At 66.3% G+C, this 19,231-nt stretch carries 18 protein-coding genes; 15 read left to right on the top strand and 3 right to left on the bottom strand.

Annotation, left to right across the window (positions count from 1 at the left end; all coding sequences use genetic code 11):
* The first annotated feature begins 12 nt into the window (after positions 1-12).
* From ACZ60T_RS00090 to ACZ60T_RS00050, 9 genes are all read left to right on the top strand, one after another.
* Positions 13-1,578, top strand: coding sequence for a Mu transposase C-terminal domain-containing protein (locus tag ACZ60T_RS00090; protein ID WP_469663002.1), 1,566 nt, complete (start codon positions 13-15; stop codon positions 1,576-1,578).
* On the top strand, positions 1,575-2,429 hold the full coding sequence (locus tag ACZ60T_RS00085) for an AAA family ATPase (protein WP_469663001.1): 855 nt from the start codon (positions 1,575-1,577) through the stop codon (positions 2,427-2,429). The genes ACZ60T_RS00090 and ACZ60T_RS00085 overlap by 4 nt, the downstream gene beginning before the upstream one ends.
* Positions 2,430-2,438: 9 nt before the next feature.
* Positions 2,439-2,705, top strand: a complete 267-nt coding sequence (locus ACZ60T_RS00080; RefSeq protein ID WP_469662999.1) for a hypothetical protein — start codon at positions 2,439-2,441, stop codon at positions 2,703-2,705.
* The gene (locus tag ACZ60T_RS00075) at positions 2,702-4,393 is read left to right on the top strand and encodes a TniQ family protein (RefSeq protein WP_469662997.1); all 1,692 of its coding nucleotides are present in this window, start codon (positions 2,702-2,704) and stop codon (positions 4,391-4,393) included. Before ACZ60T_RS00080 ends, ACZ60T_RS00075 begins: the two co-directional genes overlap by 4 nt.
* A complete protein-coding gene (locus tag ACZ60T_RS00070; RefSeq protein ID WP_469662994.1) occupies positions 4,354-5,148 on the top strand; it encodes a hypothetical protein in 795 nt (264 codons plus the stop codon). The genes ACZ60T_RS00075 and ACZ60T_RS00070 overlap by 40 nt, the downstream gene beginning before the upstream one ends.
* A 1,021-nt stretch (positions 5,149-6,169) precedes the next feature.
* Positions 6,170-7,630, top strand: coding sequence for a hypothetical protein (locus ACZ60T_RS00065; protein WP_469662993.1), 1,461 nt, complete (start codon positions 6,170-6,172; stop codon positions 7,628-7,630).
* A 58-nt stretch (positions 7,631-7,688) separates the two neighbouring features.
* The gene (locus tag ACZ60T_RS00060) at positions 7,689-10,523 is read left to right on the top strand and encodes an ATP-binding protein (RefSeq protein WP_469662991.1); all 2,835 of its coding nucleotides are present in this window, start codon (positions 7,689-7,691) and stop codon (positions 10,521-10,523) included.
* Positions 10,520-12,112: a prolipoprotein diacylglyceryl transferase gene (locus ACZ60T_RS00055; RefSeq protein WP_469662989.1), complete on the top strand. Its 1,593-nt coding sequence runs from the start codon at positions 10,520-10,522 to the stop codon at positions 12,110-12,112. The genes ACZ60T_RS00060 and ACZ60T_RS00055 overlap by 4 nt, the downstream gene beginning before the upstream one ends.
* A gap of 1 nt (position 12,113) precedes the next feature.
* Positions 12,114-12,461: a hypothetical protein gene (locus ACZ60T_RS00050; protein WP_469662987.1), complete on the top strand. Its 348-nt coding sequence runs from the start codon at positions 12,114-12,116 to the stop codon at positions 12,459-12,461.
* Positions 12,462-12,992: 531 nt separating this feature from the next.
* On the opposite strand, the gene ACZ60T_RS00045 is transcribed toward ACZ60T_RS00050, so the two are convergent.
* Positions 12,993-13,205 carry a hypothetical protein gene (locus tag ACZ60T_RS00045; protein WP_469662985.1) on the bottom strand — a complete coding sequence of 71 codons (213 nt, stop codon included), beginning with the start codon at positions 13,203-13,205 and terminating at the stop codon, positions 12,993-12,995.
* A 29-nt stretch (positions 13,206-13,234) separates the two neighbouring features.
* Here ACZ60T_RS00045 and ACZ60T_RS00040 point away from each other — a divergent pair, with 29 nt between their 5' ends.
* The 6 genes from ACZ60T_RS00040 (at position 13,235) to ACZ60T_RS00015 (ending at position 17,547) form a co-directional block, all read left to right on the top strand.
* On the top strand, positions 13,235-13,876 hold the full coding sequence (locus tag ACZ60T_RS00040; RefSeq protein WP_469662983.1) for a hypothetical protein: 642 nt from the start codon (positions 13,235-13,237) through the stop codon (positions 13,874-13,876).
* Positions 13,873-14,286 (top strand): hypothetical protein, encoded by a 414-nt coding sequence (locus ACZ60T_RS00035; protein ID WP_469662981.1) that lies wholly within the window; start codon positions 13,873-13,875, stop codon positions 14,284-14,286. Before ACZ60T_RS00040 ends, ACZ60T_RS00035 begins: the two co-directional genes overlap by 4 nt.
* Before the next feature lie 299 nt (positions 14,287-14,585).
* Positions 14,586-15,416, top strand: a complete 831-nt coding sequence (locus ACZ60T_RS00030) for a helix-turn-helix domain-containing protein (RefSeq protein ID WP_469662979.1) — start codon at positions 14,586-14,588, stop codon at positions 15,414-15,416.
* The gene (locus ACZ60T_RS00025) at positions 15,413-15,649 is read left to right on the top strand and encodes a DUF397 domain-containing protein (protein ID WP_469662978.1); all 237 of its coding nucleotides are present in this window, start codon (positions 15,413-15,415) and stop codon (positions 15,647-15,649) included. The genes ACZ60T_RS00030 and ACZ60T_RS00025 overlap by 4 nt, the downstream gene beginning before the upstream one ends.
* Positions 15,650-16,125: 476 nt before the next feature.
* Positions 16,126-16,398, top strand: a complete 273-nt coding sequence (locus ACZ60T_RS00020; RefSeq protein WP_469662976.1) for a hypothetical protein — start codon at positions 16,126-16,128, stop codon at positions 16,396-16,398.
* A gap of 171 nt (positions 16,399-16,569) precedes the next feature.
* Positions 16,570-17,547: a hypothetical protein gene (locus tag ACZ60T_RS00015; protein ID WP_469662974.1), complete on the top strand. Its 978-nt coding sequence runs from the start codon at positions 16,570-16,572 to the stop codon at positions 17,545-17,547.
* A 63-nt stretch (positions 17,548-17,610) separates the two neighbouring features.
* Here ACZ60T_RS00015 and ACZ60T_RS00010 read toward each other — a convergent pair whose 3' ends face one another.
* Positions 17,611-18,369, bottom strand: a complete 759-nt coding sequence (locus ACZ60T_RS00010; protein WP_469662972.1) for a hypothetical protein — start codon at positions 18,367-18,369, stop codon at positions 17,611-17,613.
* A gap of 218 nt (positions 18,370-18,587) precedes the next feature.
* On the bottom strand, positions 18,588-19,007 hold the full coding sequence (locus ACZ60T_RS00005; protein WP_469662971.1) for a hypothetical protein: 420 nt from the start codon (positions 19,005-19,007) through the stop codon (positions 18,588-18,590).
* Positions 19,008-19,231: the final 224 nt, after the last annotated feature.

The raw sequence follows: 19,231 nt of genomic DNA, 5'->3' as shown, positions 1-19,231 counted from the left end.
GCGCTGGAGGTGATGGTCGAGCACACGGGCCAGTCCAAGCCATCGCGCAAGATGGTGATCGAGCGGACTCGGGCCCGGCTGCTGGCCAGGGGGTTCGACGAGGAGGACCTGCCCAGCCGGGCGACGTCCTACCGCCTCCTGGAGGATCTGGAGCGGCGTCATCCGACGGTCCGGCTGAGTATGAAGCGGAACCGGGACATCGCCTCCCGGCCCGGCGGGGTCTACGGGAAGCTGCGGCCGACCCGGCCGGGCGAGTACCTGCTGATGGACACCAACCGGCTGGACGTCTTCGCCCTGGACCCGGTCACTCTGCAGTGGCTGCAGGCGGAGCTGACCGTCGCGATGGACTGGTACACGCGCTGCATCTGCGGGATCAGGATCACGCCGGTGTCGACGAAGGCCGTCGACGCCAGAGTCGCCCTCTACCAGGCGTTCCGCCCCCGCTCCGCGGGCGAGGACTGGCCGGCGCACGCTCTCTGGCCCGAGCACGGCATTCCGCGCTCGGTGCTGATCGACGTCACAGCATTGGAGGGGCCGATGCCTTCGGCGGCGTCGCCGGCGCTGGTGCCGGAGACGGTGCTGGTCGATCGCGGCAAGGTGTTCGTCTCGGAGCATCTGACCAGCGTCTGCCGCCGGTTGGGTATCTCAGTGCAGCCGGCCCGGCTGCGGACGGGCCGGGACAAGGGCCCGCTGGAGAGATTCTTTCTGACTTTGCGCGAGGACCTGCTGCAGGGCCTGCCCGGCTACAAGGGGCCCGATCTGCACTCGCGCGGCGAGCGCCCGGAGGGGGAGGCGTTCTTCTTCCTCCACGAACTTGAGGCGATCATCCGTGAATGGGTGGCCTGTGTGTATCACGTGAGGCCGCACACCAGTCTGATCGACCCGGGCGTGCCGGGACTGCGGATGTCGCCCGCGGCGATGTTCGAGCACGGCCTGAACAGGGCCGGCTACATCGAGGTCCCGCGCGATCCGGACCTGGCGTTCGAGTTCCTGCGCGTGGAACGCAGGAAGATCCAGCACTACGGCATCGATCTCGACGCACGCCGCTACAACGGTGCCGCCCTGGACCCCTATCGCGGTCTGCTCAGCGATGAGCGGGACGGCAAGTGGCCGATCGCGGTGAACCCGGACGACGTCAACACGGTCTACTTCCGGGATCCCGAGAGCCGCCGGTGGAACGCGCTGGCCTGGGAGCACGCACCGGGGCGGGACATGCCGGTGAGCGAGGAGGCACTGCAGTTCGCCCGGCGCCTGGCCGCGGCCCGTGACCGGTTCCCGGACGACAAGGCCGCGGTCCGTGACCTGTTCGAGCGGTGGAACCTCGGCCTGGGTACCTCGCTGGTGGAACGCCGGATGGCGCTGCGGCTCGCCCGGGAACAGGCGGCCCTGGACCTGCCCGAGGCCGAGGAGAGCGTCGCCACGCTGCCGAGCGTGAGGCGCCTGATGGAACTCCCCGACGAGGCAGAGCCGCACCCCGCGGCCGAGGCCGCGCAGGAGATGGGCGACGACGACGTGGTCGAGGACGTCGGGCTGGAAGACGACAGCGACTTCTACACCGACGCCCTGGAGGACGCGTGAACGACGAGAGCACCTGGACACCGGGAGACGCCCACCGCCTGGACGCGCTGACGCTGTCCCGCAAGGAGGGCTGGGCGGCGTTCGCGGACGCACAGGCGCGCGTCCAGCCCGAACTGCTGGCACGCAGCGACTACTTGGCGCTGGGCGAGCGGGCGCGGGCCGAGTGCGACCAGGCCCGGCGACTGTGGCACGCGAACCTCGGTCCGTTGCGCACCCCGCAGCTGGCCGAATTGCACGAGGACTTGTGGGACATCGTCGACAGCAACCTCCAGGACGGCGACAAGGCCAAGGGCGCCGTCGCGGTGGACGCCTTCCCCAGGCTCGGCAAGACCACCGCGGTGCTGGCCTTCGCCCGGGACTTCCACCGCCGGGAGATCGCCGAGGGCGGCGCGTTCACCGTCGGCGGGCACGAACGGCTCCCGGTCTGCCGGGTGGGCCTGACCGGCAACACCGGGATGAAGGACTTCAACCGGGCGATGCTGGAGTTCTTCGGCCACCCCGGCCGCACCACCGGCACCACGGCCCAGTTCGCCCAGCGCGCCCTGGACTGCGTGCTCTCGTGTGATGTGAAGCTCTTGATCGTCGATGATCTGCACTTCCTGCGGTGGAGGGCGACCGGAGGCGTCGAGGTGAGCAACCACTTCAAGTACATCGCGAACGAGTTCCCGGTCACCTTGCTGTTCATCGGCGTCGGCCTGGCCAGCCGCGGACTGTTCTCCGAGGGCGAGACCTACGACAACGCGGTCCTGGCCCAGACGGGCCGGCGCACGACCCGCCTGGACATGAGGCCCTTCGAGCTCAAGAGCGACCAGGGCCGCGCCGAGTGGCGGCAGCTGCTGCTGGCCCTGTAGAAGCGCCTGGTGCTCAGGGAGAAGTACCGGGGCACGCTCGCCGACGAGCTGTTCGACTACCTCTTCATCCGCTCCAGCGGCCACATCGGCTCGCTGATGACCCTCATCAACCGCGGTTGCCAGCGAGCCGTCCGCACCGGCGCCGAGCGTCTCGACGAGGATCTCCTCAGCCGCGTCAAGATCGACCAGGCGGCCCACCTGGCCCAGGACGACGTACGCAATCTCCTGAAGGGCCAGCGCTCCCGACGGACCCGCCAGAAGGCGGCTCGCCGGTGACGCACGCGCGGACTCTGCCGATCCGCCTCGCCCCGCAGCCGGGCGAGGCACTCGACTCATGGTGGGAGGCGGTCGCCCACCGGCTGGGCACCACCACCGGCGACGTTCTGTCTTCGATGGGCCTGCTGCCCCGTGGCTACTGTCGGCCGGTGGACTCGGGCGTCCTGGGCCGCCTGGTCCCCCTTCTCGACGCGGACCAGGCGGCAGCCGTCGCCTGGTCGGCTGGCCCCACCCGAGCGCAGGTGCACGCCATGACGTTGGCCTGCTACGACGGGCAGGTCCACGTGGTCGACACACGGCGGCGCCGGGTCGAGGCGAGGCATGTCTGGGGGAGGTCCCGCGGGTCCCGCTACTGCCCGGCCTGCCTGGCCGAGAACGGCGGCAGATGGCGGCTGAGCTGGAGACTCGGCTGGTCCTTCGCCTGCCTCGATCACCACCTGCTGCTGGTCGACGCCTGCCCGCGCTGCAGCCGCATGTCGCGGCACTTCCCGGCGACCACCAGGCACCCGCTTGCTCCGGGCCGCTGCCACAGCCCTTCGGAGAACGACTCCCCGCCGGCACGCTGCGGCCAGCCGTTTGAGGAGGTTCTTGCGCTCACGCTCGCCGCACAGGGATCCACGATCGCGGCCCAGAAGCGCATCGAGAAGGCGATCTCCTGCGGACAGGCCGGCTTCGGCGTCTACCAGGACAACCCTCAACCCAGTCTTGCGCTGTTTGGAGACCTTCGGGCACTGGCCTGCATCCTCCTTCGCCGCGTCCCTGAACGGCTGTCGGGCTTCGCCCCATCGGAGATCCTGACGCTGCACCAGCGGCCCCTGCCTGAGAAGCGGCGGTCCTTCGGCCCCGTCGAGAAGACCCGTCCGGGACGACTTGCCCCGCAGCGGGCCGCGACTGCCGCGATCGCCGTCAGCGCGGCTCTGCATATGCTCGAGCAAGACGACGCCCACAAGGCCGGAGCCGCTCTTCGCCAGCTGATCAGTGATGCCGACGGCAGCATTCCGCTCAGGGTCGGGCACCGATGGGCCCACACTAGCCCGGTCTTCGACGCCCTCCACCTCGCGACCCTGGCGCCCCGCTTCAAGCACACCGACCAGTTGCGTTACCGCACTGTGGACCGAATGCCGCGCAGGCCCGGCCGCTCGGCGGCAACGCGGGTCGCCGAGCGGGCCCGCAAGATTCCAACGCAGCTCTGGCCGGCCTGGTCCGCCCGGCTGAGCCCTCAGAACGGGGCTCTGTCGCGTACGATCCGCCCGGCCCTGTCGTGCTACCTCCTGCTGATCGGAGGCACGGGAGACTTCAACGCGGCGGCCCGCCTCCTTCAAGCACCAGTAGAAGACAGGCTGGGATCTCACATGACATTCCGGCTCACGAAGCGGAACCACTTCCAAGCCATCAGTCTCGGCCTGTCCGCGCTGGCGGACTACCTCGACCAGGAGGGATCGCCGATCGACTACAACCGCCGCACGGTCGACTACCGTGACCTGCTGCCCCTGAGCACCTGGCGACAGCTCTGCCGGGACATCGGATTCGAAGCCGGCGGAGTACGGCGCCACCAGTTCGCCCGAGCGTTGCTGTTCGAACGACTCAGCGGGCTCTCCGCAACCCTCGCGCCGACCACCTACGCGCCCAGCACCCAGGACTGCGGACCATGCTGCGGACCTTCGAGACCGATCTCACCCCGGCGCTGATGAGCCAACTCGAAAGACACACAACCGAGTTCCTCGCCCGACAGGGAATCCGCAATGAACCTCTCTCCTGGCAACCCCCGACGGACACCATGCGCGATCTTGAGTTGCCAGAGTGCGACCTGCGGGACATCGACCCCGGGGTGCTGCACCGGCTCATCAGGGACGAATGCCTGACGACAGCTCAGGCCGCACGACGCCTCGGCGTCAGCCATGACACTGTCCGCTTCGTCCTGCAGGAGCAGCCGGCCCCTCCAGGGGCAGCGAAGGGTGCGAAGTGGGAAAGAGGAGCGACTGTTCGTCGGGCTCGCGAAGCTCTGCCCAGGGACAAGCTCGCCCGCTTCTTCCTCGACGAATACCGCTCGCTCAAGTGGATCGCGGAGCATGCCGGCGTGAACGTCGACGCCGTCAAGGTCCTGGTCCACGAATACGGCATGACACGCGACGGCAAAGCGACCCGCTGGCGCCAGATCGATCTCGACTGGCTCCGCGCCCAACGGGCCGCCGGACGAACCTGCCGCGAACTCGCCGAGGAGACCGGCTTCTCGCTCGGAATGATCAGCTACCTGGGCCGGCGGCACGACCTGCCTGGCCGCCACACGATGGAAGCTACTGAACCGGCCGCTTGGGCATCTCCGACCTCGCAGGGAGGCGTGATCATCCGGATCACTCTGTACGAGAAGAAGGACGGCGCCGCGAACAGCGATCCTCTCAAGCGCTCGCAGATCGGCTGGAGCGACGGGCTGTACGACCGGTAACTTCACGACATCGCCCGTGGCGTCTGGGTCATGCGGCGGGATCATCCGCCAAGCCATGGAGATCGACTGGGTTGTCGATGTCGCCGCTGGGCGACGGGCCCGCCTCGCCGTCAGCCCCAGCCTCGGGTGGAGCTGACGCGTCGGGCGCCCTTCCTGGGGGATGGCTTGTTGCTGCGGAAGCTGCTCAGCAGCTTGCTGAGTGCTGCGGTCAGGTCCGCCAGTGTCCGCACGTACGCCAGACGTCCGGCGCAGAGCATGTCGGGTCGCCTCGAAGGAACGGCGCCGGCCTTGCCGGGACGGGCATGGGAGGTGGGTGGGGCAAGTCTGGACGGCGGCCAGGTCCGGCATACAGCCCATGATGCAGGGCTCGCCGGGCGCCGCCACAGCCCGGGCATGTTCGGAGGGAGTCGAGCAGGGGCTGAAGGTAGTCGAGGGACCCCGCTGGCGTGAGTGAGCGACGGCGGTGGCTAGGATTTTGGGTGTAGGGCTGGTGTCATGCAGTGCCGCTGAGCGGGGTAGGGGATTTTGACGTGCCAAGTGCCTGTGCGGCTGAGCCGTGTGGGTCTCCGGTCTGGCGCCAAGTCGGGGTTCACGACGGTTGGTGGCCCTGTTGACGAGGCGTCTGGTGTTGTTCAACGGGAGAGCTGCCAGGGGCAGTGGCCTCCCGCTTCAACGTGCGTCGTCCTGTTCACGGCTTGATGGCGTGACAGTAATGCGGAGACGATGAGGGGGAGCGGTGGAGATAGAGTCCGACGCGCACGTCGAATTATCAACGCGCGTGTTCGATGGCGTGGAAAGGCTGGGGTGGGAGTACATTCATCCAGTTCCTCACCCCCGCCCAGATCATGAAAATCCACCAGTATGGCATGACCCTCCCATGCCCACTTATCGAGGAGGCGCACTCCCTCGACTTTTGGGATGTGTCTTCGGTGGGATGTTTTTTGCGGGAGCTTTATTTGCGGCGTTGGGGAGCCTTGTCGTTGCTGCCGTGGCGTGGATCCCTGTCGGGATAATCCTCATCATGCGCGTCGCTCCCTATATTGGATATAAATGGAAATTGTCGGTTGCGAAGCAGAAACGGGAAGAACTCAGAGCGGCTCACGAGGCCGCGTCCGAGCGGTGGAAGACGGATGTCCTCGCGCACGATGCCTCGGAGCGGCGGCGCGTCGACGAGGCGTTGCGGTGGTTTCCGGTTCATCTCGTATCCCGCCCGCGTCGGGTTGATGTCTATGGCGGCACGGCGGATGGGTGGGCGGCTCTTCTGGTGACTCTGGGGGCGTCTCTCCTCGCCAACGGAAAGGGACTGTGGCTCCTCGATCTCAGTCATCAGACGGTGGGGCGGGAGCTGGCGGCCTTGGCCGATACGCGAGGGGTACCGGTGGTGCGCGTGGAGCTGCCGTCGGCCTCCGCGCCGCCTGACCTGTCGTGGGGATTGTCCGCGGAGGAGCTGGCCGAGGTGCTGGCGGAGGCCCTTTCCACACTGCGGCCGGACGGGGCCGACGTTGACTTGCGCGCGACGGACGCCAGCATCCTGCACTTTGTGCTCGAGCGACTGAACGGGGCGGTTACCTTCGGCCGGATCGCTTCCGGACTGGAGGTCCTCCTGCGCGTCCACGAACCCGACCGCGCGCCGGAACCGCTGTCGGCCGGAGAACTGGACAGCCTCACCACGGCCATCGATGTCGTCGGGCAAAGCGAGCGGGTTCAGAACGAGCTGCGCTTCGTATATGACGTGACGCGTCTGCTGGCCCGCGCCCAGCACAACCCCCTCACCCTCCCCGCCCCGGACCAGTGGCTGGCTCCCGGGCAGTTGACCATCCTCTCCACGCACGATGTGACCGAGCGCCGCCAGGACGTCATCGACCGCGTCGTCTTCTTCCTCATCCTGCATCAGCTTCGCCGTGGCCGCGTCCCGGCGGACGCCGGCACTTTGGTCATCGCCGGCGCGGAGCATCTAGGACGCTCTGCTCTGGAATCCATGGCTCGCCAGGCGCGCGTCGCTGGCGTCCGGCTCATGCTTCTGATGACACATGTGCGCGAGGACATCCGACCGCTTCTCGGAGGTCAGGACAGCGCGACGGTCCTCATGAGGCTGGGAAACGCCGAGGAAGCGAAAGCCGCCGCCGAATTTATCGGCCAGGGGCACAAATTCGTGATGAATCAGCTGACGCGGCAGGTAGGCGAATCACACTCCAGGGGGCGATCCCACAGCTACGGCGGAGGTGTTAGCGAGACGGGGGGATGGTCGACTAGTTGGCAAAATACCGTCGACAGTTCGACTGATAAATCCGTGACGCGCGGCGAGATGGTGTCCCGAGTCTATGAATTCACAGTGGAGCCGACACAAATCCAATCGCTGCCGCCCACCGGACTCATTTTGATCGAGACGAGTCCGCAAAGCCGCCGCGTCGTGTTCGGCGACTGCAACCCTGCCATCACCCTTCTACCGCACGTGGCCGATGCCCCGCGGCTACTCGAGTAGGGAGGCGATCGCTGTGACGGGCTGCGGTGAGCCCCGCGCCTCTTCCAGCAAGGCATCGATGATCTTAGAGGGCTTCCGGTTTCATCGGCTGCGGGACATTCCCCGGCAGGCTCCCGAAGACCAAGAGCCGGACCGTACGCCGGCGGAGTTGTTCGCCGCACTCGCCGCCGCACGGGCCGAGTTCAACGACCGCCCAGGGGCGGCACTGGCCGTGGTGTGGTATAGGGCCCCCGGCAGCCAGCAGCTCGATGTCCTGGTGGGAGGACGTCCCTTCGTACCGTTCGCCAGAGACCACGGCCAAGCTACCGGAACTCGCGGCTACCCCCTGCTCTACCCGCCAGGTGCGGTGGCCGTGCCCGCCCAAGTCCCCGACTTGGCCGGCTTCACATCCTGGGCCCGCTGCCAGGGACAGGCCGATCCTCTGTGGGCGCCGGCAGCGGACCGGCCGAAGGTCATGCGCGGAGGCTTCGATGACCACGTCGGCCACATGCGTGACCCGTTCGCCTGGATGGTGCTTGCGGAACCCCTCAGCGATGAGGGGCTGGAGAGCGAGCGCGTGGCCCTGACCCGGAGAATCCCGGGGCTCAGGCAGCGAGAGAACTCCGAACTGGACCGCGTCGCACTCGAACGCGCCCAGGCCCGGTACCGGGAGCTGTCCAGGGCCCGCCCCAGCGGGATGTGGAACATCCACGTCCTGGTCGGCTCACCCGACGCGCCCACCACCCGCCGAGCAGCCGCACTCCTCTGCAGCTCCGCCGACCTGGATGAGCACCCCTACACCCTCATGCCCGGACCGCCGGTCGGAGATCTGACACAGGCATGGGCCGCGGCAGAGGCCCCGGCCGGTGAACCGGCCTCTCCCTTCCCCGCGAGCACGGAGCTACTGGCCGCGCTGGCCCGCCCGCCGCGCAAGGAACTTCCCGGCGTCCGTCACGTCGAGCGCGCCGACTTCGATGTCACCCCCGAATCAACCGGAGACATTGTGCTCGGCTCGGTTCTTGATGAAGCCGACCAGCCGATCAGTGTCCTGGGCATCACCACGGACACCCTCAACCGGCACGCCTTCGTCGCAGGCGCCACCGGCTCCGGAAAATCGCAGACCGTACGACACCTGTTGGAGTCCCTGCACGACATCGAAGTCCCTTGGCTGGTCATCGAGCCGGCCAAGGCCGAATACGCGAACATGGCGGGCCGACTGGCCGATCGCGCCGAAGTCACGGTCATCCGTCCCGGCGCCCCCGACGATGTCCCCGTCGGCCTGAACCCGCTCGAACCGGAGCCCGGGTTCCCGCTGCAGACCCACCTCGACCTCGTCCGCGCCCTCTTCCTGGCCGCCTTCGAGGCCACGGATCCGTTTCCGCAGGTCCTCAGTCAGGCACTGACCAGGTGTTACCAGGAGATGAGCTGGAACCTGGCGCTGGGCACCCGCCGAGGCGTTCCCAGGGCACCACGCTATCCCGGCCTGGCCGACGTGCAGAAAGCCGCCTTGGAGGTCGTGGACAACATCGGATACGGCAAGGAAGTCGCCGACAACGTACGCGGCTTCATCGACGTACGGCTCGGATCGCTTCGAATGGGCACCCCCGGGTGGTTCTTCGAGGCCCAGCACCCCATCGACATGAGCAGCCTCCTGGACCGAAACGTGGTGCTGGAGATCGAAGACATCGGCAACGACCAGGACAAAGCGTTCTTCATCGGAGCGGTACTGATCCGGATCTACGAACACTTGCGAGTCCACCGCACCGACACCACCGGAGGCGGCGGGCTGCGGCATGTCACAGTGATCGAAGAAGCACACCGACTCCTTAGAAACGTCCCGCCGGGCAGCCCAGCCGCCCACGCGGTAGAACTCTTCGCCTCGCTGCTCGCCGAGATCCGAGCCTACGGCGAAGGAATTGTGGTCGCCGAGCAGATACCGTCGAAGATCCTGCCGGACGTCGTCAAGAACACCGCACTGAAAATCGTCCACCGCCTTCCGGCAGCTGATGACCGCGAGGCCGTCGGCGCGACGATGAACCTCACCCCCCAGCAGTCCCGGCACATCGTCTCCCTCCCACCAGGCCGCGCGGCCGCCTTCGCGGACGGCATGGACCGCCCCCTGCGGATCGCCGTACCGCTGGGACTGACCCGCGAGAGCACAAGGCAAGCCACCCGAGCCCTTCCCACAGCGTCGAACCCGCACTCCGCGCTGGGATATATGGATTGGGACCGGCCCCCTGTGCTGCGCGAAATCAGCCTCGGCAGCGATCTGGCCGAGGACCCTGACCTGATCCTCTGGATCGAGTTACTGACGATCGCCCATGTATGCGGCTGGTCCTCGCCGCAGCCCCACGCATCCTGGCTCGAGAGACTGCGGAACCGGGCCGACAAACGGATCCTTGAGTGCGCCATCGCTGCGCGCATCAACGCAGCAGTCGACGACCGTTCGGCAGGGCTATCGGACTTCTATCCGTCGGAGAGCCTGCTGGAGCACTTGACGGCCTCAGCGATGCGTGTCCTGGCCGGAGGCAGCGCCTGCCCACGCGGTGAAGTCGAGTGGCAGGCAGGTACCTGGCGTTGGGCGGACGTGTACCGGGCACTCAAGACGGCCGGCACATCGGGCGGGGGCCCTCACCCCGACACAGCGGCTTGGACCACCCGCGGGCTGCGGCTGGAGGGCCACACCGTCGCAGAGCAACTGGAAGCCTGGAAAGCGCACCCCGACACCTGGCGCCCCTCGGAAACCACGGTGAGGGGCCAATCCATGGCTTGGCGCCAGGCATGCGATGCATTGCACAACGCGAGAGACCCCCAAGAGCGACTGAAGAAGGCAGCCTCCTTCCTCCATGTGTCTTGGTGGCCACTGAAGTCGTTCGTGCGGGCCGTAACCACAACAGACGGGGACAAGCCATGAGCATGGACGGACCAGAAAGGCCGACTGAGCAAGAGATCCCGGAGACTCAGACACCGGACAACGGTTCCTCGCAGGGCGATGATGAGCCCGGCCACACCACAATGGAGGACATTGATGCCGCTGATTCCTCCCGCGGTGGCGCAGAAAGCGAGGGCGCCACTGACAGCGCGCCGGAGGATCTGGAAGAGCCGGTCGACGGCAACCAAGATACGGTGAAGCCGGGGGTGGAGGCCGACGGCGATGGTACGCCGGAGGATCCGGGGGTACAGGTCGATAACGGATTTCCAGGTCACGGTGAAACAAGGCATGCGACAGCGGGCGATATCGATGCCGTAAGTGATGCTGATTATGACGCTCACGACGGTGATGCACGGAGCAGTCCGCTGAAGTCGGAGGACCCGCTGTCCGCCCCTGCGGACGACGGAGCCGCCATCGGCGTGGATCTGAGCGATCCGGAGAGCTCGGGCAAGCGGTCTGCTGAATCCAACAGCGCCGGTGAGGGATCCGCTTTTATGGCAGAGACTGCGGCTGATGAGGAGCTGGCTGCACCGGAGAGAGTCGCAGAAGCGACTCGACGTGAGGGCGACGGGGATGTGACAGATTGTCCGGCTGCAGAGCCGAATGGTTCTCACGGGGATACTCAAGCATCCGCCGATCACCCAGAGCTGGATGATGGCCCTGCAGACATCCGGGGTATGGACGGCTCTGCCGTTGCTGAAAGACCGGCTGAGGCCGGAGAATTGACCGATGCGCTAAGCCCATTTGAGATAACTGAGTCGGAAGAGACGTTGGAATCTGACGCTTCGGTGGAGACCGCTACCTTTGATACGGCTCCATTGAGCTCGGACGCTCGTGACATACCCGAGCATTGGGCTGGAGAGGAGGAAACGTCCGGCTCAGATGAGGCTCCGGACCCGACAGAAGCCTCGGCACCGGCGGAGGATGCGCAGGAACCGGAGACTTCGCCGGTAGAAGTCCCGGTTCAAGACGTCTCGGAGTCGACTGGGGCTCACTCATCAAGCACAGACGAGCATGGTGCCGGAACAAACGTAATGAGCCTCGGCGAGGTAGAGAAAGATAGAGAGTCCCAGGGAGATAACACCCAGCGTTACCCTGATCTGTCATCCCTCGAAGAGGGGCGACAGAGCGCGGAGACTATTCGGCAAAGTGAAGTTGGGCCTCTCAAGCCCCCAGCGCGAGAACTACTCGAAGGCGAAGGTGTTCTTCTTGACCCTTCGCAAGGGCTTCAATCTCGAACAAGGGAAATGTTTGACGATGTCGAGATCGGCGAGCATGGTGACCAATACAGCAAATATCTTTGGACTATAGATCAACGCGGGGTAAATGTGGCTCTCGAGCGGACCCCTTTTGACACGCCCAGGGGTAACATCGTGCATACCAACATAAGCTCCGAGGCGTCGATTGGCGGGGAGGCTTGGTTCGGCCCGAACGACTCGGTCACCATTAATGCAGGTTCAGGGCGTTTTGGTGATGGTGCTGGGATAACAGAAAAGCAGTGGGATGCCGCAGCGCGGGCTTGGGAATATCTCGGATATCAGGTCACACAGATTCCGTACGGAAGGCGATGAAATGAAGGTCTGGGAACTGGCTTCAGCATGCCGGGCTGATTTGCGCGCCCTGGATAGAATTTCTGGAGTTCCAGAATGGCGCGAATATCTCGAATGGCTGCGACGTATGAACTCTTTGGTTAGAGATCGGGACCGCGAGAAACTTGATCACGAACTACCTGACGACCTGTGCCGAGCTGTTCTTGAGGGCGTTACAGCTCGCTATCATGTGACTGAGGGCTATGTTCGAACTGCAGGAAACGATCCAGAGGCAGGTGAACTATCGGCTGTAGATGTATTCAACCTGTACGGTGGAAGTTTTCTGGAAGATGTTAACGAATCAGGGTTGGCATGTATCCCTTTCCCGTGAGCGGCTGCGACGCCGGTCGGGCCGTGTCGAGACCGTTTTCAGCACCGTTCTCTTGCTGCTCTGCGCAACGGTCGGGCGCCGCTCCCAATTGTTTTGCCGAGAGCATGAGCCCCAGCTTCCAAAAGACCGGGGCCGGTTGACGCCCAGGGCTGGTTCAGAGCTCCGGTGATCACGGGTGTTGCTGGTCAGGGCAGGTCGATGAGGTCGAGCCGGCGGGTGTGGGGCTGGTAGGAGAGGTGGCGGAGCCGGCGGCGATGCTGTGGTGGCCCGCGCTGCGCAGAGCGTTGATCGCAAAGTTGCGCAGGGACCTCTGGTCGGCAGCACGACATACCCGGTCGCCGCCCCGGGAGAGGTAGATCCCTCCAGGACGTCCACCAGCGATACCCCGTTATGACGGGGGCGCATGGTCTCTCCTGAGCAGGCCGCCTCGGCCTCTCCGACCACGAGGCGGCCTCGCAGGGAGGCGTGATGATTCAGATCACTCTTGGCAAGAAGAAGGACGTCGACCCGAACAGCGATCCTCGCCAGCACTCACAGATCGGCTGGCGCGACGGGCTGTCCGATCGGCAGCTCTACGAGATCGCCCGCGGAGTCTGGGTAATGCCTGGTGCGCGCGTCGAACGAGAGCGGTTCGCGGTGGTCAACGGAGGCGGAATCATCCGCCTGGCCATGGAGGTCGACCGGGTTGTCGACGTCCCTGGTGGGCGCCGGGCTTTCGAAGGCCGCATCCTTGGTCCTGGACATCCCGTCTATGACCACTACGTCGGCAAGCCATGTCCATGCTGGTGGCCACCGAGCCCGGCGCCGAGATCGCCCTGGGACTCCAGCTCAAGCACGCGGCCACCAGGGCACTGGCCAACCGATCCACCCAGGGCTATGGCGCCTCCGACGCGAACTGGGCGCGCTTGCTAGACACCGCCATCGAGGACGCCCGCTTCATGCGCCTTCGAGACCTCTACGACCAGCACCACGCAGGCGCCGTGATCGGCTACGGCCCTGGCGCCGACAAACTCACCGACACCTTCGACACGGTCAAGAGGGCCGCTCTCGCAGCCACCCGCACCGCGAAGACCGGTGACAAGCGGACCGAATACGACCTGCTGCACAAGGCCCGCGTCACGCTCCGTTTCGGCAAGCTCAACCACTGCACCCTCGACCACAACCACCCCGAGGGCGCGAAGTGCCTCGAAGAAGCGGTCATCCCCGCCGGCCACGCCGGCCCGCTGATCGACCGCTGCCAGCCCGGCCGCTGCCACAACAGCGTCATCACCCCCGATCACCTCAAGATCTGGCAGAGCGAGGAGCACAGCCTCCTGACCCTGCTGGAGACACCCAAGATCGCTCCTTGCCGCCGGGACCAACTCAACCGACAGCTCGAAGACGTCCGCGCAGTGATTCGAAGGGCCGAGAAATGACCCAGCCCACCACCGAGACGATCACGGACCAGGTCTCCACCGAGACGGTGAAGGCCCTGCGAGCCGCGATGGAACGACTCCTCGCGGGCCGCCCCACCTGCACCGATGGGCGGCTGGTCAAAGAGAACCTTTACCGCGAAGCCGGTGTCAGCCGGGCCACCATGAACCGGGCCCACCGCATTCTCGCCGAATGGGACCGGCGCACGGCTGCCACCGACGCTCGCACCCCCGGCGAAGCCCGACGCGATGACGAACTCCAGGAACTACGGGTCGAGGTGCGGACCCTCAAACGCGAGCGGACCAGCTCCAAGGCCGACTCGACGCCTCCCCAACCGTCATCGCCGCCCTCCACCACGACAACGCAGCACTCCGCGACGAACTCAACGGCCGCGGAGCCGTCGTCACCCTGAACGAACACCGAGCCACCCGAACCGACACCATCGGCCCCTGCTGACTGGCTCAGCCCTGCGGATAGCCGATCAACACACAGCTATTGGGCCGCTACGTGACGTGTCCAGCTGCCTCTAGAGTGGCCCCATGCGCACTCTCTGCGCAAGTGCGCAGCAGATTCTCAGCAAATTACAAACGTGCGTGCGGAATATTCAGAAAGGGGTGACCTGCTATGTGTGCAGCTCGCGAGGACCGTGCGGCAAACTGGGAGCAGGCAAGTGCGCAAGCGCAGAGCAAGCGACGAAGGGGGCGGCGACGCGTGGCTCAGCCGAAAACGCCTACGGTCAACCGACGGCAGCTTGGCGCCGAGCTCCGGCGCCTACGAAAGGCCCGCGGGCTCCTGGCCACAGACGTAGCGGCGCACCTGCAGTGCTCCGAGACCCGGATCAGCCGCATGGAAACAGGCAAGGGCCGGGTCACGCCGAAACCCGATGAGATCACAAAGCTCTGCGAGTTGTACGGCGTCACCGACGAACGCCAAGTGCAAGCGCTCCAGAGCATGCTCACCGACTCGGAACAGCCGGGCTGGTGGGACGCCCAAAGAGAAGTTCTACCGAGCGGCCTTGAGGTGCTGCTGGGCCTGGAAACCGACGCGCGTGCTGAACTCGCTTGGGAACCCGTACTGGTCCACGGGCTCCTGCAGACTCCCGCCTACGCTCGCGCGGTTCTGACCGCCTATCCGGGCAACCGGCCGCACGACATCGAAGACCTGGTGTCGGTACGGGAGAAGCGGCAAGAGCTTCTGTCGCCCACCCTTGAGGACCGCGAGCCACTCGAACTGTGGGCGATCCTCGATGAACAGGTGATCCGTCGACCTGTCGGCGGGCCAGAGGTCATGCGTGAACAGATCCGGCACCTGGTCGAGGTGGCAAAAGGGGCGCATTCCGGCCTCGGAGGGGCGTTCTCCCTCCTGGAGTTCGAGGAGTCTGACCCGGTTGTCTACGTCGACAGCCCCGCCGGAAACCTCTATTTGGAGAAGAAGCTCGACGTACGGCGTTTTACAACGATGTTCGACCTACTCAAGGCCAAGGCCCTTGATCCTGAAGAGACCGCGGCGCTGCTCCAGGACGCCGCAGAGGAGAAGCAATGACCAGCAGCACCGGTCGTCCCGCACCGGCCGACTTCCTGCCAGACCTGAAGTGGTTCAAGGCCTCAGCGTCCTCCGGCAGCGGCGGGTGCCTCGAAGTGGCTTTCCTGCCTGACGGACGCGTCGCTCTCCGCGACAACGAGGACCTGAACAACCCGCCCTTCGTCGTGACCCGCCACGTGTGGGAGTGCTTCCTGGCCGGCGCCAACAACGGCGAGTTCAACATCCCAATCTGACATAGGTTCCGAATCGCACCCTCGCTCTGGACGACTACAGTGCCGAGCAGGACGAGTGTGTAACCGGCCAGTTCGGCGCTGTCGTCGATGCTTCAGGGCAATGCAAGACGGCCTCGCCTTCGCTGTCGAGCCGGAGGCGAGGAAGGCGTTCCTCGCCTCCGTCGCCTAACCTGCTCCACTGCACGACCAAGGCCCCGCGCCTCCTCACCGCGGGGGCAAGCTGTAGGGCCTCGATCATGGGTGCTCACCCGCTTCGGGGCAGGGCACGGTCCGCTCGAGCCGGAGCTTGAAGTGGAGCCGCTTCATACGCCGTCTCCTTTAGGCGAAGGCGGGGTCGGCCCGTGGCTCACTTCAGGCTGGGTGATGCCCTGGCCACGGTAGGGCTCGTTGACGGTGACCCCGTGCACGAGCCAAGCCGCTCATCGCCGAAGCCGAGTGCTACCTCGCCCGCTAGCTAGGGCTTCGGGCTGATCACCATGGACCACAAGCCGGAACTGACCGACTTCTACGCCCGCCTCGGGTACGCCCACGGAGCCCAGTTCGTCATCCACACTCCCGGCCCCCTGATCGCCCGGCCCGCCCACACCGGCGTGATCCATTCCTTCACGCTGCTGGAAGGCAACGTCCGGCTACGCATGATCGCTGGCTATCCCGACCCGATGGTCTCCGGCCTGGTCTCCCGCACCCACGTTCCGGTAGGCACCCAATTCCTCCCCGGCCGCAGCCTGTTCGTTCCCCGCGGCGCGTAGCCCCAGCTGGCACCTCAGGCCAAAGCACTCGCCGGTCCGGCTGCGGACCATGGCGCCGCGTTGCGCCAACTGGGTGATTGCTGCTTCGAACGGGTGGAGATGTCCAACGATGCTCGGGCAGCGGGTGCAGGGTGTGGGCGAAGAGCCTGCGGAGAGAGACGGACCCAGCTGATGACCCTGTTCGGAGTCGAGGAAGTTCTCCCGCGTGGCAACGAGTCGGAACTGTCCGGGCCCGAGCTGAGGGAACAGGTGGCCAAGGCGGCCGACGCACTGTCCGCGACCGTCGGCGAGGACCCGCAGGCCCTGCGGCGCCGTCTGCTCAAGCTGGTAAACCTGCCCCGACTGTCGAACACCGACGACCATGATCTGCGGGAAGTCCTCCGGGAGCTCCGCGTATGCGAGCAGGAAGGCACGGGCGCGTACCGTACCCGCCTGCGACGCGTCACCCGAGTGGACCGGCCAGCAGGCATCGGCCAGCTTCCACGGCCCCGGTCGGTCAAGTCGGCCAGCGCTGCGGGTGCCTGCGGACTGTGCAGCGACGGATATAACGTTGGTGATCTGATCGGCCGGACGCCGTCCCCGGAGGAACTCCCCTGCATCCCGATGGGCTGGCTGTGCTGGCACTGCCTGGTGCAGCGGCGCCAGCAGCCGCGCCGCCGCGATGTACTCCTGCGGGTCTTCCACGCTCTGTTCGCCAGCGACGGGGTCGGGCTGAACGGGATCGAGTGCGGCGTGCTGCTGGATTGGCTGACCGAGGAACCAGCGCTCGCGAACAGCAAGCCGTGGACGGCTGATCCACTGGAGAACACCCTCGCGCGGCTGCGGACTAGCGTCGCCGAAGGCAAGCCGACCACCTGGATCAGCACCCCGACCGCGCACACCATCGTCGCGGTACTGCAGGAGGTTCCCTTCTCAACAGCCTCCACGGTGCAGGACACCAAGATGCTCAGCGCTATTGTCCAGCGCCTGGCCGAATGGGAGACCAACCCCGCAGCCGTCCCGTCCTCGCGGTACGGAACGGGCTGGCGTTTCCGTCAGCAGGTCCTCACGCTCACCGAGCACCCCACCGTGCTCTCCCAGCTCGGCGGCCCGTTCTTCCTCTACCAGTGCAAGACTACGAAGACGGGGCAACTTGTGGAGCCCTCGTAGTCCTCACTCGGGCCGCCGATGGGCTGCCGTCAGCGGCAGGGCTCAGCGACGGGCTGCCAGTGCTCACACGGCCGGGGCGCACCGCTGGCATCGTTTGTAGTTTCGGCCGCCCTTCGGCCCGGTCCTCTCGGCGATCCAGGCCCGGGCTTCCTGCGGGGTCATGACCTCGAAGCGGGGATAGTTGCGCGATCCTTCGAAGTCCTCGCTGGAGCTGTGGGGGTCGGCGGTGTGGCTGAAGGCGTTCAACGCCACCACGTATTCCCCGCTCGTCGGCCGGGCGTAGTCCGACGGCATCTCACGCCTGACGACGGAGCAGGACGTCTCGTGAAGGCCTTGACGGCCTGCGGCGAACGGATACTTCTTCGGCTGCTGCAGCCGCTGCCAGCGGTTGTCCGCCTTCGTCAGTAGGCCGTCGAACCACGAGCGGTGTTTCTCGCACAGCACGCATCCCCCGGCCTCCAGGCACGCATTGCGGAGGTCGTCAGGGTCTTCGGCTTCCCAGCACCGGAGCGCGTCGTACAGCAGGTCGACTGATTTGAGCAGCACGCTGTGGGCATCGTGCGCGGTGACCCGTCCGTCGCCGATCCGTTCCAGGAGCTCCAGTACGGCCGGCAGCTCCACGGTGTAGCCCCAGCCCTCGCGGATGGGGCCCCGTCGCTCCTGCGCGAACAGCTCGCCGAAGCCCAGTCGCACGGCCGACATCGTTCCGGTGGCGAACTTCAGGTCCACCGCGGCGCCGCCGCGCGAGAACTCCGGCGCGGGCTCGGGGTCCCACAATTCCAAGGCGTCGGCCGGACGGGCGGTTTCAGCGGTGTCACTCATCCGGGGCTGGGGCACCAACTCCCGCTGCGCGACCGGCTCACGCCGCGCGCGGCGTGAGCGCTTCTTCTGCTTCTTCTTTGGCACCTGAACTCCTGCCTCTCCACGTCTGCTCCATCAACTACTGGACGCGAGCACGGTCAGGCGCCGTGGCGCGCCGGATTGTCAGCCGACGGTGGTGGAACATCCCTTGTGGTCGTCCCCGGCAGGGCAACAGCGCGTCACGCGATGCCGAAGCCGGGCAGCAGCACCTCCTGCATGTGGTTGACGCCAGGGAAGAGGCGGATGCGCTCGTAGGGCAGGTCGCGCCGGTCGACCGCCTGCTCTCGCACGCCCCAGAGCGCGTCGGGCAGCGTCACCGTCTCCGTGTACTCGTTGCAGCCGTGGGTGCAGGCGAAGGTGTCCTCCCACACGGTGACGTTCTCGGTGCTGCCCGGCAGACGCATGGCGTGGATCAGGACCGCGCCCTCCTCACCGTCGCATGTCTCGCCGTGCCCGTCCGAACTCCCACACGGACATGGCTTGCCGGGCTCCTGTTCCGAGTCGTCCCACGACAGCTGGGCCTTCAGAGCCCGCCGTGCGGCTTCCTCCTCGTCGACGGCCCGGCCGGCCGCGGCTTTCTCTCCCTGATGCCTCGTCATAGCAATTTCGTCTGCCTGGACCCCCCTCCCCCAGTGGGTGGCGATCTTCGGCGTCAAACCGTCTTCCGTGACTGAGAACCGCCCGGCACACTGGGTCCGCCGGTTTAGTGATCAGGGGGATACATGGAGTTAGAGGTCCTAACAAAGGCGTCGGACGTGGCGGTAGGTGATCAGGCAGGTCGCGAGGCCGAGGAAGGCTTCGTGGATGTCGTCGCGTCGCTCCC

The organism is Streptomyces sp. NPDC104371 (genome assembly GCF_055583785.1).
Note: the sequence above shows the minus strand (reverse complement) of the source record. Positions and strands in the feature narration are given on the sequence as shown.